At 50.4% G+C, this 15,264-nt stretch carries 17 protein-coding genes; all 17 read right to left on the bottom strand.

The window, feature by feature from the left end:
- Positions 1-399, bottom strand: coding sequence for a hypothetical protein (locus VIS48_04925; protein ID HEY9165483.1), 399 nt, complete (start codon positions 397-399; stop codon positions 1-3).
- Positions 400-401: 2 nt separating this feature from the next.
- Positions 402-1,433 carry a hypothetical protein gene (locus tag VIS48_04920; protein ID HEY9165482.1) on the bottom strand — a complete coding sequence of 344 codons (1,032 nt, stop codon included), beginning with the start codon at positions 1,431-1,433 and terminating at the stop codon, positions 402-404.
- The gene (locus VIS48_04915) at positions 1,430-1,882 is read right to left on the bottom strand and encodes a peroxiredoxin (protein ID HEY9165481.1); all 453 of its coding nucleotides are present in this window, start codon (positions 1,880-1,882) and stop codon (positions 1,430-1,432) included. The genes VIS48_04920 and VIS48_04915 overlap by 4 nt, the downstream gene beginning before the upstream one ends.
- Positions 1,883-2,027: 145 nt before the next feature.
- Positions 2,028-3,071 carry a hypothetical protein gene (locus VIS48_04910; GenBank protein HEY9165480.1) on the bottom strand — a complete coding sequence of 348 codons (1,044 nt, stop codon included), beginning with the start codon at positions 3,069-3,071 and terminating at the stop codon, positions 2,028-2,030.
- Positions 3,072-3,308: 237 nt separating this feature from the next.
- On the bottom strand, positions 3,309-4,619 hold the full coding sequence (locus VIS48_04905) for a thymidine phosphorylase (protein HEY9165479.1): 1,311 nt from the start codon (positions 4,617-4,619) through the stop codon (positions 3,309-3,311).
- Positions 4,619-5,179: an NUDIX hydrolase gene (locus VIS48_04900; GenBank protein ID HEY9165478.1), complete on the bottom strand. Its 561-nt coding sequence runs from the start codon at positions 5,177-5,179 to the stop codon at positions 4,619-4,621. Before VIS48_04900 ends, VIS48_04905 begins: the two co-directional genes overlap by 1 nt.
- Positions 5,142-5,723 (bottom strand): orotate phosphoribosyltransferase, encoded by a 582-nt coding sequence (gene pyrE / locus VIS48_04895; GenBank protein ID HEY9165477.1) that lies wholly within the window; start codon positions 5,721-5,723, stop codon positions 5,142-5,144. Before pyrE ends, VIS48_04900 begins: the two co-directional genes overlap by 38 nt.
- Positions 5,723-6,004 carry a 4a-hydroxytetrahydrobiopterin dehydratase gene (locus VIS48_04890; GenBank protein HEY9165476.1) on the bottom strand — a complete coding sequence of 94 codons (282 nt, stop codon included), beginning with the start codon at positions 6,002-6,004 and terminating at the stop codon, positions 5,723-5,725. The genes pyrE and VIS48_04890 overlap by 1 nt, the downstream gene beginning before the upstream one ends.
- A 30-nt stretch (positions 6,005-6,034) precedes the next feature.
- Positions 6,035-6,628 (bottom strand): SIS domain-containing protein, encoded by a 594-nt coding sequence (locus tag VIS48_04885; protein ID HEY9165475.1) that lies wholly within the window; start codon positions 6,626-6,628, stop codon positions 6,035-6,037.
- On the bottom strand, positions 6,628-7,392 hold the full coding sequence (locus VIS48_04880; GenBank protein ID HEY9165474.1) for a geranylgeranylglyceryl/heptaprenylglyceryl phosphate synthase: 765 nt from the start codon (positions 7,390-7,392) through the stop codon (positions 6,628-6,630). The genes VIS48_04885 and VIS48_04880 overlap by 1 nt, the downstream gene beginning before the upstream one ends.
- A gap of 7 nt (positions 7,393-7,399) precedes the next feature.
- A complete protein-coding gene (gene alaS / locus VIS48_04875; GenBank protein HEY9165473.1) occupies positions 7,400-10,003 on the bottom strand; it encodes an alanine--tRNA ligase in 2,604 nt (867 codons plus the stop codon).
- A gap of 3 nt (positions 10,004-10,006) precedes the next feature.
- Positions 10,007-10,303 (bottom strand): ATP-dependent Clp protease adaptor ClpS, encoded by a 297-nt coding sequence (locus VIS48_04870; protein HEY9165472.1) that lies wholly within the window; start codon positions 10,301-10,303, stop codon positions 10,007-10,009.
- Positions 10,304-10,738: 435 nt separating this feature from the next.
- Entirely contained in the window at positions 10,739-12,010 is a 1,272-nt protein-coding gene (locus tag VIS48_04865; GenBank protein ID HEY9165471.1) for an MFS transporter, read from the bottom strand.
- Between the two features lie 75 nt (positions 12,011-12,085).
- Positions 12,086-13,228, bottom strand: coding sequence for a hypothetical protein (locus VIS48_04860; GenBank protein ID HEY9165470.1), 1,143 nt, complete (start codon positions 13,226-13,228; stop codon positions 12,086-12,088).
- A 92-nt stretch (positions 13,229-13,320) separates the two neighbouring features.
- Positions 13,321-13,842, bottom strand: a complete 522-nt coding sequence (locus tag VIS48_04855) for a hypothetical protein (GenBank protein HEY9165469.1) — start codon at positions 13,840-13,842, stop codon at positions 13,321-13,323.
- Between the two features lie 16 nt (positions 13,843-13,858).
- A complete protein-coding gene (locus tag VIS48_04850; protein HEY9165468.1) occupies positions 13,859-14,539 on the bottom strand; it encodes a PspC domain-containing protein in 681 nt (226 codons plus the stop codon).
- A gap of 29 nt (positions 14,540-14,568) precedes the next feature.
- Positions 14,569-15,144: a 5-formyltetrahydrofolate cyclo-ligase gene (locus VIS48_04845; GenBank protein ID HEY9165467.1), complete on the bottom strand. Its 576-nt coding sequence runs from the start codon at positions 15,142-15,144 to the stop codon at positions 14,569-14,571.
- Positions 15,145-15,264: the final 120 nt, after the last annotated feature.

Raw genomic sequence — 15,264 nt, 5'->3', positions numbered from 1 at the left:
TCACTCCAATATGAATGTTGTATCACTTTCCATCCCGGAACTCTTTGATAAATTCGCATAGATGAGTTCGGGATTACTGCCTGAAATCTGAATAGCCCAGTCACCTTTATTGTTCTTAATGAGACTGCCGAAGAGTTTTCTTGATTTCGCTTCAGTAAATTTTTCCACGAACACCCAACCAAAATAAGCCGTCTCGTTTCGAATCACAAACGCAGGAACTCGCTGGCCCCACTTCACATCAATGTCGGCGACCTTGCACCGCGCATATCCGTGGACAGAAAGTCTCTCTACAAAAGTCTCCCGCAGAACCTCTCCCTCATGAATAAGCAGATGCACAGACCTTTTGACTGTTCTTCCCTCGATTATGTCATCGACGGCAGCAACCAGCTGATCAGTCACACTTACTTCACCCAGTCGGCCACGAAGACATTTAAATCATGAATCGACTTCGCTCCCCGATTTGAACAAAAGACGAGGTGCTTTCCGTCCCTTGAGAAGATCGGGAAGAAATTGTAAGTACCGACGGACGTGACGCTTTGAAGACCGGTCCCGTCGACGTTGATCATGTACAATTGGAAATTTCTTCCTTCCGGGTCGGCATAATTGGAGGAGAAGATTATTTTTTTGTCGCCGGGGAAAAAGAAAGGCCCGAACGACGCTTTGCCAAAATTCGTCAATTGCTTCTTGCGGGATCCATCGGCGTTCATTATAAATAGCTCCATCTTCTCGGGCTTTACGAGCTTTTCCTTGAGAAGCGATTTATACTCAGCCGCCTCGGACCTGTCCTTGGGATGATAAGCGCGGTACACGATCTTCGTTCCGTCCCATGAATAGAACGGACCGCCGTCGTATCCGAGTTCGTGCGTGAGTCGTTTTATTCCTGAACCGTCGAAATTCATCGAGTAGATATCGAGGTCACCGTCTCTCACGCTCGTGAAGACGATTCTCTTTAGAACATCGGACACGGTGGCCTCGGCGTCATATCCTTCTGCAGACGTGAGGCGTCTCAGGCGCGATCCGTCAGCACGACACTTGAAAATATCGAACGAGGAATAAACCGGCCATATATAACCCCGAGAATAATCAGGAGGCGGCGGACAACCTTTGCCTCCGAGGAATGTGGAAGCATAAATAATCTCGGAATCGCCCGGGAGGAAGTATGAACAAGTTGTCCTTCCTTCGCCATTTGAAATAAGCTTCATATCCGAACCGTCGATATTCATAGTGAAGATCTGGTCGCACTTGAATGAATCTCGCGTTGCCTGGAAGACGATCCTTTTCCCGTCCCACGAAAGGTATGCCTCGGCGTTTTGGCCGCCAAAAGTTAGCTGCCTGATATTTTGGAGATGGGGTTCGTTTGAAACGATGAAATGATTTTCCGCCGGAAGCGTCAACATTGAAATGGCGATAAGAATCTGAATCAATTGCATCATTCACCTTTCTCCTCGAGTTTCTTGGCAGCATCGAGATGCGGACGAGGCAGGATACTCTTCGTGATTTTCAGGAGAGTTCCGTCTTTCCCTATTATGAACGTTACGCGAGACGCAAATTTGAATATCGGATTGAACGCACCGTACATTTTACTGACGGCGCCGCCGGCATCTGAGAGAAGTTCGAAGGGCAAGTTGTGCTCTTTCCTGAATCGCTCGTGGCTCTCTATGGTATCTGTGCTCACTCCGACGACGCGCACGCCGGCGTCCCGAAGGTGCGAAAATTCGTCTCTAAACCCACAAGCCTCCGCCGTACAACCCATTGTAAAATCTTTTGGGTAGAAGTAGAGAATGATATTACCTCCCGCCAGTTCCTCGTATAGATGGAATACCTTGAGGGTAGTCGATGGAAGTTTGAAGTCGGGTGCTTTCTCGCCGGTATTAAGTTTCATATAGACTGTTTCCTGTTGTTCATATACACATGTATGAATAAAAACGAATTGGACCGGTTGATTGGTTCCGTCAAAAGAAAGGCCGAGTGTGATCAAGCATTTCGGGAGCCGTAACTCTCAGGAGAAGGTACAATGAGTCTGAATCTCACTTTCTTCTGAGCGTGTCCAGGGCTGTTCTCGCCCGGACGTACGTATAGCTGTCGCCATTTATATTCGCCGCTGTCTCAAAATCTGAGATCGCGTCGGCGACACGATTCAATTTCAGAAACAGCTCTCCTCTTCCGAGGTACGACCACCGCACGAGGAATTTCGGTACGGCAATTCCGATCATCTTCGTATAGTCATTCAGGGCTTCGGCATAATCTCGATTCAAATCAGAGAGGGCATTCGCGCGAAGAAACAATAAGTAGCCGATGTTCCTTCCATGGCAGCCGTCGTTCGAAGCGTATACGCTGAGGGCAGAATCTGCATAACCAATTATAGGTGCATAGTCGTGGAGTTTGTATAGATCCCAGCACAGGCTCCGTGTAAAATCGAGGTTGAGCGGGTATTCGTCATGGAGCATCCGCATTATCTCTTTCGCGCCAGAGTAGTCGTCCTCGTTGACATACACCACCGTTGCAAGAAACTCGGCCGCTTCTGTCTTTGAGTACTTCCCGTACTCGGCGGCCTTCCTGAGTTGTGCCAGACCTTCCGCCCCATTTCCACTTACTCCGAGGACATAAGCGATCGGCTTGAGGTACCAGGGAATGTTTGACGCGTAATAGTTGAAGGCGCCGATCCCGGAATACGCATCATAGAAATTCGGGTCGAGTTCCAAGATCTTCTGAAGTAATTTCCTGCTCTTCACGCCGTCCGACATGACGGAAAACCAGTCGTGCTTAATTGCGCCGTATCGCGCCCGGTACACAAGCCCTCCCGCGTAGTAGAACAAACCCATTACATCGGAAGGATTCTTCCCGACATAAGTCTTGGATAAACCGCACGCAGAATCGATGAGATGTTTGATCTCCGAATATGCACTGTCTGTCGGACCCGCGCAGTCTTCTTCGAGCATTTTCCAGATTACTCCGCACTTGTACAGGTATCCCACCGGCTCGTCCGGGTAAGCCGCGTTCAGCTTGTCGGTTGTTCTGACTGCCTCTTCAAATTTATAATCGTACGTATTCTCAATCGTCCAACTTACCATGGACTCAAGTTTGCCATTGTTCGCTCGAGACTGAGAATCAGACACTGACGGGCGCAGAATTAGTGGCGCGAATGAAAGGAGTAAAGTGAGGGGGAGATATTTCAACCGCACTGAATGTCTATATTTCTCTATATCCGAAATACGATTCCGGGTCAAGCGTGACCCAGGGTCTGAGTGGCGAATCTATATCCTCAGGATCCGGCAAGATTTTTCCGTTTCGGGGAGTTGGTCGTTTCATCATGGCGCTATTCTCTCCATGATCAATGGTGGTTGGACCGTCTTCTTCGCGGACATGACATATGCCGATCGGATTTCTTCGATGATCTCGTTTTCTACAACGTCTCGATTCGTGCGCGCGATTGCAATAACCTCGCCGCGAGCAACCCTGTCACCAATTTTCATCTGGACGCGAATTCCCGCCGCTGGATCGATTTGTTCCCCCGCCTTCATCCTTCCCGCACCGAGTCTTACGGCTGTCATTCCGATTTTTCGGGTATCGATCGCTTTGACGTATCCCGATTCGAGCGAGCTGACGTCCACGACCCTTCGCGCGGCCGGATACTTTTCCGGATTTTGAATGAACGCCACGTCACCACCCTGGGCGCGGACCATCTCAAGAAATTTTTCGTATCCTGCACCAGACGCAAGTGCCTTCCCGGCTTTTGAAACCGAACGAGATAAACTTTCACCGGTGCAAAGAGAAAGCATTTCGCCTGTCAATTTCAATGTCAATTCGGTAACATCTCTCACTTTCGATTTTCCGCTCAGGACATCAATCGATTCCACAACTTCATTCCAGTTTCCAACTTCATGACCCAACGGCTGGTTCATCCCGGTAAGATATGCAGCGGTCTTTTTGCCATAAAGCTTACCGATCTTTACCATTTTACGGGCGAGCAATCGTGCATCAGACACCTTCTTCATGAACGCGCCGTTCCCAACTTTGATATCGAGAACGAGGGCGTCTATTCCTTCCGCGAGTTTTTTGCTCATGATGCTCGACGTTATCAGTGGTATCGATTCGATCGTCGCCGTCACGTCCCGAAGCGCGTACATTTTCCTGTCGGCAGGCACAATGTCGTCGGACTGGGCACTCATCACGAGTCCGACATCGTTCAGGATTCTTTTGTACTCTGCGGTAGAAAGAGCCGTCCTGAATCCCGGGATAGATTCCAACTTATCGACCGTCCCGCCTGTATGGCCAAGTCCCCTGCCTGAAACCATCGGGACTTTTATTCCGCAAGCCGCAGCGATCGGAGCCAGTAGCAGCGAAATCTTGTCGCCGACTCCTCCCGTTGAATGCTTGTCCGCTTTTGATCCCGGAATATCGGAGAGGTCAACCGTAACTCCCGACGATATCATCGAATGAATGAGTGCTAAAATTTCGGCGTCGGACATTCCTTTGAAGAATACCGACATCAGGAAAGCGGACATCTGGTAGTCCGGCAATTCCCCTGAAGTATAGCCCGAGACTATTTCAGCGATTTCGTTTTCCGAAAGAACCCCGCCGTCGCGTTTCTTCCGGATAATCTCATATGTAGTCAGCATCAGCCCTTAAGCAAGTCCTTAAGGAAGAAAAGTCCCGCAATCGTCTTCGCGTCGACAATTTCTCCCGATTTGACCATCTTGAACGCAGCATCGGGTGAAATCAGCTCTAACTTTAAGTCGGATTCGCCCTCTTCGAGGTTTTGTTTCCCGTCGGTGAGCTTTCGTGCCAGGAAAATATGAAGTCGCTCGGTGCAGAATCCGGGTGACGTACAAATCGTCGTCAGCCTTTCAAGATGGGAACTTGCGTAACCGGTTTCTTCTTCGAGTTCTCTCGAAGCACAGACCTCCGGTGGTTCACCCGGTTCGAGTTTTCCTGCGGGTAGTTCGATCACAAACTCATTTAATGGATAGCGTTTCTGGCGGACGAAGACGATTCGTCCGTCGTCCAGAAGCGGAAGGACCACAGCGCCGCCCGGGTGTTCCGCAATTTCCCTGACGGCTTTCCGCCCCGAGTCGTACTCCACTTCATCGACAATGGTGTTGAACACCTTTCCGCGATAAATGACCCGGCGATTGAGGAGCTTAAGCGGCATCGGCCTTTCGGCTGCCAGGCTTCTCAATAGGAACGTTCTCCTTGCATAGCGGGCAATTTTCAGGTTTGTACGTGTCGGCGGTCATCTTAAGGAGGTGGAAAGTTTTCGCCGCAAAGTTAATGGGTTGATGGCTCCTGTCGACGATCGACGCGACGCCGACAACAGTTCCGCCTGCCCATTTAACCAGCTCGACGATCTCCATAGCACTCCCGCCTGTAGTGACGACGTCCTCGCATACGAGCACGCGCTCGCCTTGCTTGACCTCGAAACCTCGGCGAAATAACATGACATTATTCTGCCTTTCGGCAAAGATGCCCCGGACTCTCATCTGGCGCGCGACTTCCTGGCCGACCATTATGCCGCCGATCGCCGGCGAGGCCACGAGCTCGACCCGCCAGTCGTGGAAATACCTTGCTATTTCTCCGCAAAGAAGTTCGTTGTATTGCGGATACTGAAGCACCCTGGCGCATTGGAAATATTCGGCGCTGTGAAGGCCGCTTGAAAGCTGGAAGTGCCCATGCTGAAGAGCACCAGTCATCTTGAACAGTTCAAGAATCTTTTCCTTTTCCATTATGCTCCGCTGAATTTCTCGATTTTTTCGGCGAGGTCGAAGTCTTTCGTGGTCAGACCTTCCTCGCTATGGGTCGTCAGTATTATCTTGACACGATTGTATTCTATCGTCATGTCCGGATGGTGTTCCATCTTCTCAGCGGCGAGAGCTATCTTGATTACGAATCCCATAGCTTCCTGAAAATCTTTCAACTTATAATCTTTTACTATCGAATCCTCAGCCAACCGCCAGCCTGGCAGCTTGGCAAGTCTCGCGTCTATCTCAGGTTTCTTAAGTTTCATGATCAGTCCTCCTCTATAGTTTATTCACCATCACGCTTGTCCGGCGTACAGCTCCAGCTCAACAAGTTCCGAGATAATATGTCCGATTGTAATATGTCCCTCCTGGATGCGCTGAGTATTGTCCGAAGGGATAACGATTGGGAGATCGCATTTCGCCTTGAGCCTACCCCCATCTTTTCCAAGGAAGCCGATCACAAACAGTCCTTGTTGCCGCGCTTTATCGGCGGCCCGGATTATATTTTCGGAATTGCCGCTGGTGGAGATCACCACGATCACGTCTCCGTTTCGCCCGAGCGCTTCGACAAGGCGCGCATATGTATTTTCAAAACCCAGATCGTTTCCGCCTGCCGTGAGAGCTGACGTGTCGGTCGTAAGAGAGATCGCGGGAAGTCCCTTTCGCTTGATTTCGTGGTTCAGTCGAATTGTGAATTCAGTTGCGAGGTGTTGGGAATCCGCCGCGCTGCCGCCGTTCCCGCAAAAGAGGATCTTCCTGTCGTTCTTAAGGGCATCTCTTATCACTGTTACCGCCCTCGAGATCTGGTCGAAGCATGAGTTAAGGATCGCCTTTTTTGTCGCGGCACTTTCTTCCAGTGACTCACGGATAAATTTGCTTCGGTCGATCATCAGACAATTACTCCTTGCGGTTTTCTGAAATGCACCGCACGCGCAAACTCCTTCAACAGATCAGCATGTCCGTCCTCCTCGAAAAAATTCCCCGTAACCACGAACGACGCACCTGCGCGTGCCAATTCGTTCGCAGTTTCAGGATTCTTGATGCCGCCGCCGACGGCGATGGGGACACCCACGGATTTCGAAACCATTCGCACCATTTCGGGCGGGACTGAATACAGAGCGCCGCTGCCCGCTTCGAGATAGACCATCTTCATCCCGAACATTTCCGCCGCCATTGAGTAAGCGGCCGCGATTTCCGGTTTCTCGCGCGGGATGGGAAAACTATCCGACATGAAATGCGCCGACGTCATCTTTCCAGACTCCACCAGGAGATACGCCGTCGGAATCGTCTCGAGCCGGTGCTGCTTGATGAGAGGCGCTGCATGCACATGGTTACCGATTATTAAGTCTATGTTCCTCGAGGCCAGGACGGAGAGGAACAGGATCGCGTCTGCCTGCCCGGAGATCTGGAACAAGCTTCCCGGAAAAATCACGACAGGGATCTTAGAATTCTTTTTCATGTCTGTGAGGACTTTCTCAAAGACATCGCGTGTAAGGAGGCTGCTGCCGACAAGGAACGCATCTACGCCGGCATCCTGCGCATGTCTGACCACTCGCCCGAGATCTTCATTGGCGAGTTTGTCCGGATCGAGGAGAAGCAGGAAACCTGCTCCGTTTTGCTCGCGGACCTCAAGTAGATAGTCGTAGATCTTCATCAGCCTCCTATTTTAAGTATTGTCTGACGATTTCAGGAACGCTTTTTAGAGCTTCATCAATTTTCGATTGGTCCTTGCCTCCGGCCGTCGCGAAATCAGGTCTGCCGCCGCCGCCGCCGCCGACTTTCCGTGCGACCTCACCGACGATTTTTCCGGCATGCAATTTCTTTTCGCCGATCGCGGCAGCAGAAACGACCGCTACCAGGCTTACTTTGTCGCGGATCCTGCTTCCAAGTACGATCACGGAAGCGATCGATTTGGATCTGACGTGGTCAGCCAGCTCTTTCAATTCTTCATCTGAACTTACGTCAATATGCGCGCAAAAAATCTTCACGCCATCGATTTCTGTCCGACCGTTACCTTCCCTGATAAGCTGTTCAATCCTGTCGACCGCAATCTTATATCTATGATCGTTCAGCTCCTGTTCGAGAGCCTTGATGCGTTCGGATAATTCTTCACTTTCCTTTTCTTTCTCCTGGATCTGACTCTTCAAGTCCGAGATCACGTGTTCTACGCCTGTTCCAGTTACGGCTTCGACGCGGCGCACACCGCTTGCAATACTCGACTCGCTGGTCACCTTGAAGATACCTATTTCGCTTGTGTTCCGGACATGCGTTCCACCACAGAATTCCATCGAGAAGTCGCCGAACTGGACAACATTTACTTTGTCGCCGTATTTGTCTCCGAAGAAAGCAAGGGCACCCATCTTCTTCGCCTGCTCATAAGGGATATTTCTGTGATGCAAGAGTTCAATACGTTCGAGTACTTTATCGTTCACTATGTTTTCGATCTCTCTCAACTCTTCGGGCGTCACTTTTTTATGATGTGCAAAATCGAACCTGAGGTGATTCGGGTCCACGAGAGAGCCGGCCTGGTGGACGTGGGTGCCGAGAACTTTTCTGAGAGCTGCGTGTAAAAGATGCGTGGCGCTGTGGTTGCGCATGATCTCAAGCCTGCGCTTCGCGTCCACTTTCGCAAAGACTTCCTCACCGGAATGGAGTGTGTCGCCCGGATTACCATCGACGACGTGAACAATGCGGTCATCGACTTTTACAAGATCGAGAATCGGAATTTCTCTTCCACCCGCGATGAGGTTCCCGGTATCGTCGACCTGCCCTCCTGATTCAGCGTAAAATGGCGTCCTGTCGAGAAGGACGTAGTCTTCGTTCCCGACTTTCTTCATCCCGACGACTTTCGCGCGGTCTTCAGTCGAATCATAACCTGTAAACTCGGTCTTCGAATTGCCGACGAGTTGTTTAAGAGTGCCGTCATCCGGCAGGATCACATTCACGTTTTTTCTGCCTGCGGTCCGCGATCTTTCCTGCTGTACCTGCATCAGCTTCTCGAACCCTGCCGAATCAATCGAGAGTCCGCGTTCATTCGCAATCAGGCTCGTGAGATCGGCGGGAAAACCGTAAGTATCGTACAACTTGAAGACATCTTCACCTGGAATTACTTTTCGGCCGGCGGTGCGAATCCTGCCGACAACGTCCTCGAATATCTCGAGACCGCGGTCGAGAGTCAGATTGAAATTCTCCTCTTCAGACTTTATGACGTCGGCAATTCTCCTTTGTGCCTTCGCGATCTCCGGGTATGCACCACCCATTTTGGTGACGAGCACATCCACGAGTTTATAAATGAACGGCTCGTGCATTTCCAGATTGCGCGCATAGCGTGACGCCCTTCTCAATATCCTCCTGAGAACATAACCTCGTCCTTCGTTCGACGGGTTCGCGTTATCCGCGATGGCGAATGTGAGAGCACGAACGTGGTCGGCGATAACGCGCATCGCGACCTGATTGTGCTCACCTTCGTATTTTTTTCCGGAAAGCTGCGAAATCCGCTCGATGATCGGGGTGAAGAGATCCGTGTCGTAGTTCGAATTCTTACCCTGAAGCACCGCGACGACCCTCTCGAACCCCATGCCGGTGTCAACGTGTTTCGCGGGGAGAGTCTCCAATTCACCCGAAGAGTTACGGTTATATTGAATGAAGACAAGATTCCAAAGCTCGATGAACCGTCCGCAGCCGTCGGTATTGACTCGATGCGAGTGATTCTTAGAGCACAACCCCTCGCCGAGATCGATGTGTATTTCGGAACACGGTCCGCAAGGCCCGGTTTCACCCATTTCCCAAAAATTGTGTTTCGCACCGAACTTGAGGACGCGGTCATTTGGGATATCTGTAACTCTTTTCCATATATCCGCTGCCTCGTCATCGGTTTCAAATACGGTAGCGTAGAGTTTGTCCTTTGGGAGTTTCCAGACTTCCGTCAGGAGTTCCCATGCCCATCCAATCGCCTCTTTCTTGTAGTAATCTCCGAACGACCAGTTTCCCAACATCTCGAAGAATGTATGATGGTACGTGTCATGCCCAACTTCTTCCAGATCGTTATGCTTCCCGCTCACCCTGATGCATTTCTGGTAATTTGCCGCACGAGTATAATCACGTTTCCCTTTTCCGAGAAATATGTCCTTGAACTGGTTCATGCCCGCGTTCGTGAAGAGAAGCGTCGGGTCGTCGTAAGGAACGACAGGAGAGCTCGGCACGAATCTATGCCCGTGGCTTTCAAAAAACTTTACAAAACTTTCTCTGACTTCGTTAGAATTCATCTATCAAATCTCTATTTGTGTAATGAGACTGATCTCCTCGAGGACGCTGTTGACCCTCAGGCAATCATTCAACGGTCCTTCATATGCCGCCGCCTTCCCATTTGAATGCGCCTCAAATGCGATCGCTTCAGCTTTTTCGGATGAACAGCCAAGTGCCTTTATCAACTGGCCGATAACCTCCTCGAACGTGTGCCAATCATCGTTGAATAGTATGACTCTTGCGGGAGTCTGCACTTCGGTGATAGTGTCGTCGACTTCAAGCGGTTTCTCAAGTGCAGATAGGCCGAAGACACTATCCAAAAGGTACTCCGGAACATGCAAAACCATGCGTCAACAATTATTAGTATTGCCGCGTAACAGGCTGTGATATGAATACTGAACTGCCATTTGCAGACCTCGTTGAAATATAAACGTAATGGGGGGTTTGTTTCAAGAACGGAATATGGATGGCACTTCAATCATTTCGTTTGTTGCTGATTTGGAAGTGCGGGAAATGAATTTTTTTGAATTTGTGGATCGAATTCAAACCATGTCGTTGCAAGACGCACGAAGGGAGCCCTCAACCGGAAAGAGGTTCATGAGAAGGTTCGATGTGAATTAAAAATGATACTGCTTCAATAAAGTGGAAGTCGTGATAATTGCCCTACAGTGTTAACCGAGAAGATCGATTCCTTTCGCCAGCAAGAAGGTATGAGGTGTATGAAGAAGACGACGATCTCCTTTCCATCCGCGAGTTCAGAAATTTTCCGCGATCTTGAGCTTCTTCCCTTTAGTTTCGGGGAACGTCCAGATCCAGATTCCCGTGAGGACGGCGAAAATCGCAGCGAGGGATATGCCGCCACTCAGTCCATATTTCTCGGCTATGACTGCGATGACGACCGGTGTAAGAAATTGGATTCCCCGCGCAAGATTGAACGCCGAGCCCATCGCGGTGTTTCGAATAGAAGTGGGGTATAGCTCGCTGAAAAGCGGTCCGTACCCGCTGAACATTCCCGTACCGAATCCCACGAGGAACATGAAACCCAATATGACCGGAGGGTATATTACCGCAACGTTCCACATGACAGTTATCATCACGAGGGCGCCTGCCATTATGAATGAGTAAACCGAGTATGCAGGTCGTCGACCAAATTTATCGGCTACCAACCCGAAGGAGATATAACCCAATAGGCCGCCGGCTTGCGTGACGAGCATCCACACTGCCGATTTCGCCATCGGAAAATGGCGCTGCTCGTGCAGATACCCGGGAAGCCAAGAGTAGGTGAACCAGTAAGCCGACATATCAAAGAGCGCGAGGATGAGCGATTGGATGAAGAGCTTCCTATACTCCCTGCCAAATAATGCCAGGAACTTGTTCTTGCGTTCATTTGCCAATCCCACGCGATCAAGTTTCCCTTCTGAGACTAATCGATTCCTGGCGAGCCAGATATCAGACTCGGGCAATCGCCGTCTGATTAATATCACTAGAACCGCGGGAAGAACCGATATCAAAAAGCAACTTCTCCATCCGATCACAGGTTGAAGGAAGCCGCCGACAATCGAAGCGAGCACAATTCCGATTGGCGCGCCGGTTTGCATAAAGGCTGCGTATCGAGCTCTGACCGCCGGGGGAAAGGTCTCCCCAACATATGTTTGACCCGTCGCCCACTCACCGCCTACCCCCAGCCCAGTAACGATGCTGAAGGCAAGCAACCAAACGAATCCATTCGAGAATCCGCAAAGAAAAGTTCCGAAGCTGTAAGTCAGGATTGTCCACTGCAGCACTTTCCTTCGTCCATATCGATCGGATAAGACTCCCATAATGACGCCACCGACAGCTGTGGCGGCGAGAGATGCGCCAATAATATATGATCGTGACACATTAGAGAGGCCGAACTCGGCGCTAATCGGGATAATGAGAAAAGTGAAAAGAATGAGGCTGTAGAAATCGAATACCCATCCAGCCCAGCTCATGAACAGGATCTCGTAATGAGCCCTGGTCGGCTTGTCATACTCATTTAGGAGCATTCGATCGACCTTTCTAACGCTGAGCCGGTCACGTGAACGCTCGAGCTGGCGAGAAGTGGAATTTGAAAAGCTTGTTCACTCGGATCTGCGGTGGCCCAGCATTTCTTTTATCTCCGGAACCGCGTTCAGGTTTACGAGAAAGGAAAGAGTCTTCAATTTCATGTACGATTCGTGAAAATATGAATACCCTTTATGATTCCCCTCCCACGCAGTCCTCCACGAATCTTTAAGAAGGAACCATTCATCACCGGAAGAATTCTCACAGGCAACCGCCTGGACAAGATGATCGTCGGTAGTAGTGCCGTTCTCAAATCGGAACTCGCGCGAATCCTGGCCGATGTCTTTTATTGAGATATCAAACTCAGGGATTATTCCTATCCCCTTTTCAATTTCATAACTCGGTTCGGAAATATCGGCGTCGATTGCCACCGAGTACCCATGCTCCAGAGCGCCCTTGATTGACCTGAAGTAGAGATCGAGAGGAACATTAAAGTAGCTGCTGTCGTGCGCCCAATTGTCCGGCACGCGAAGTTGCGTGAAGGTGTAGAATGGCGCGTACTCAAATGAAGTGACTTTGATATATTCGTCCCAGGGAAGTGTCACCACTTGACTCAGGAACGTCTCCGGTGTGTATGCTTTACCTTTGTAGTTGAACTGCGAGGGAGGTTCGCCCATATACTTGTTGAGAACATGTCTGACATGACTGACAACGGAGTCTTCGTTCCAGTACGAGGCAGTCTTCACCATCTCCATGTAGTCCGTCAATTCGATGTACATCGGCTGCTGGTTAAATGTAGCGCAGTAGATTGCCTGACCCCGATAATCGTCCATCGGGATCTCGCCGTACTTCTGGATGGTGTTCCACACGCCTGTAAAGAGATCGCCCGGTGCGAAACGCGACTTGCCGCGCGTCTCCACAAACCGTTTTGCTTTCTCGAGGAACACGCAGTAGACAGGATACATCACGGAAAGTCTGGGCGTGTCAAGTCCAAGTCTTCTCATTTCAGATTCGATATACGAAGTGGTCGAGAAACTCCAGCAAACGAGAGTGGTATCCTGATTGATCGGTAGAAGATGAAAGACCGGGTTGAAATCAGAAACGCCTTCCGGGACGTGATGAGTGCGGGTGAAGAGTTCGAGTTGAGACTTGAGAGTCTGACCATGAGCAGAAATAGAGACTAGCATAACTATCAGCCAAGTGAATGAAGAGTTCGTCATGGCGATCTCCTTGATAACAAGTCCAACAAAATGCAGCGGCGTCAGCCGGTTCCAGGGTCAAGAACATCCAGGTAAAAGCCGGCCAAATCCTGTCAGTGGGGGTCGTTCCTGCCGGTGAGCGACCTTCTGAAAACATAAACGCCGGCGATGATTATTGCTACTGGAAGCGCAGCAGTGACGGTGTCTTCAATGCTCCCGCCGAGTGTGACTTCACCTTTGACCAATATGAGTCCGACGATTCCCAAAGACACAAAGAACGCCGACACGGCAAGCAGCGCGAAATCTCGGAGGTCCGAAAAATAGACCATGAGCAGCGCAAGTCCGGGAATCACAAGTACAGACGGCCATGTCTGATCCCACGAAGCCGGAACCAGACCATAAGACATGAATAAGGTAAGCACCGCTATCAGAAACACAATCGAGCCCCACAGAATTCGCTTACGGTCGGCCGCACCAAATCCTGTCACAGCGTGGAACCCGCCTGCGAGGAGAAGAACATAACCGACCAGCTTCATAAGATCGAACCGCACAACGCCAGCCCGTTCGATCAAGAGGAGAACGCCAACTGCTAGTAGACCGATTCCAATGACCAACCTGACGGGGGTCTTCTTCATCCTTGCTCCGGGCCTGTCACATTTCCTCCTTTGGGATCACCATCGCGCAAGCGACATAAAGCACGAGAGCAAGACCGAGCGAAGCGAATGCCAGGAGGACACACAGGAGTCTAGCAAGCGTCGGATCCGTCCGAAAATATTCCGCGAATCCGCCGCAAACGCCGGATATTTTCTTGTCTCGCGACATCCTCACAAGCTTCCTTTGCTCATGCCCGGACGCGTCCGGATTACGGTTCACTTCAACATCTTGATGTCCCGGATCCTTTTCAAGCAGCAGAGCCCCGCCGATCAGGATAAAGATTATGGGCAGCGCAAGCCGACCGAATGAAACCCATAGAGAGGAAATCGAAAGCAAGTCGAAAATTTTGAAAAGGAGTCCGAGCCCGATTAACATGATAACAGTGCCGACAACCAGACCCGCCATCCCGACCGAGCCGATTCCAGGTTCGGAGGTTTCTTGTTCCGTCACCCGTTCGGGTGCCCCTGTTTCGGCCCGAGGGATTATAACCATGGCAACAAGGTAGAAAAGCGCTCCACCTGCTGCGTTCATTAATGTATACGCGATTAGGACAAGCCTCACGACATTCGCGTCAGTGCGGAAACTTACCGCCAGTCCGCCACAAACCCCGTCGATTATTTTGTCCGAATTGGATTTGAAGAGTTTCAGGGTCGAAAGTTGGGAGGAATGTTCTTCCATATTACTGATGCCGACTCGTTTCGGCTTCTTCAGGCGCGGGCGTTAGTCTTTATGATTTCATCCTCTGTGACGATGTAATCGACTTTGACGTCAGTCTCCAAGGGTTCTATGCTATCGACAACTTGAAATTTGTAAACAAGTGCGACGATCGGCTTCTTTTGTGAGTGAAGATAATTATCGTAATAGCCGAACCCTGAACCGATCCTATTGCCCGACCTGTCGACTGCAACCGCCGGGATGATGAAGATGTCGACCTCTTCGAGCGGTACAGGTGAGAAAACTTTTGGTTCCTTGATATGGAACGGACCTTCGGTGAGATCACCGAGATCGATAAGTTCCGAGGTTTCCAGCTTCCTTTCCTTTTTGTCCGTGATAACGGGTACCGCAATGCGTTTTCCGCGCGCGTACGATCTTGCGACCAGCATGATTGTATCGACTTCATTTGGTCTTGATGATAGGTAGGTGTGCACGAGCCCGGCGTTCCTGTACTCAGGCATATTCTCGAGTCGCATGAGCACAAGTTTACTCCTTTGCAGCGCTTCTTCCTCGCTCAGCTCTTCCCTGATTTTCAAAATCGATTTTCTTATGTCTTCTTTAGAAGTCAATTTAAGATCGCTCCCGCCTGGATTTGGCAAACCGGGGAGAAACCTGCGATGCCATTCACTAAGCTATCGTCCTTTCTTGTTGTACGACGGGGGTCGTGCCGGCCTCCCGCCCGTAAATCC

The organism is Candidatus Kryptoniota bacterium (assembly GCA_036567965.1).
GTDB lineage: Bacteria > Bacteroidota > Ignavibacteria > Kryptoniales > JAKASW01 > JAKASW01.
This window is presented reverse-complemented; position numbering and strand designations above follow the sequence as displayed.

Bases quoted from the DNA above. Each gene is read 5' to 3' on its own strand.
- VIS48_04915 (HEY9165481.1), bottom strand. From the start codon at position 1,882: ATGAAACTTAATACCGGCGAGAAAGCACCCGACTTCAAACTTCCATCG.
- VIS48_04880 (HEY9165474.1), bottom strand. From the start codon at position 7,392: ATGAAGATCTACGACTATCTACTTGAGGTCCGCGAGCAAAACGGAGCA.
- alaS (HEY9165473.1), bottom strand. From the start codon at position 10,003: ATGAATTCTAACGAAGTCAGAGAAAGTTTTGTAAAGTTTTTTGAAAGC.
- VIS48_04860 (HEY9165470.1), bottom strand. From the start codon at position 13,228: ATGACGAACTCTTCATTCACTTGGCTGATAGTTATGCTAGTCTCTATT.
- VIS48_04850 (HEY9165468.1), bottom strand. From the start codon at position 14,539: ATGGAAGAACATTCCTCCCAACTTTCGACCCTGAAACTCTTCAAATCC.
- VIS48_04890 (HEY9165476.1), bottom strand. From the start codon at position 6,004: ATGAAACTTAAGAAACCTGAGATAGACGCGAGACTTGCCAAGCTGCCA.
- VIS48_04885 (HEY9165475.1), bottom strand. From the start codon at position 6,628: ATGATCGACCGAAGCAAATTTATCCGTGAGTCACTGGAAGAAAGTGCC.
- VIS48_04910 (HEY9165480.1), bottom strand. From the start codon at position 3,071: ATGGTAAGTTGGACGATTGAGAATACGTACGATTATAAATTTGAAGAG.
- pyrE (HEY9165477.1), bottom strand. From the start codon at position 5,723: ATGGAAAAGGAAAAGATTCTTGAACTGTTCAAGATGACTGGTGCTCTT.
- VIS48_04920 (HEY9165482.1), bottom strand. From the start codon at position 1,433: ATGATGCAATTGATTCAGATTCTTATCGCCATTTCAATGTTGACGCTT.
- VIS48_04905 (HEY9165479.1), bottom strand. From the start codon at position 4,619: ATGCTGACTACATATGAGATTATCCGGAAGAAACGCGACGGCGGGGTT.
- VIS48_04855 (HEY9165469.1), bottom strand. From the start codon at position 13,842: ATGAAGAAGACCCCCGTCAGGTTGGTCATTGGAATCGGTCTACTAGCA.
- VIS48_04865 (HEY9165471.1), bottom strand. From the start codon at position 12,010: ATGCTCCTAAATGAGTATGACAAGCCGACCAGGGCTCATTACGAGATC.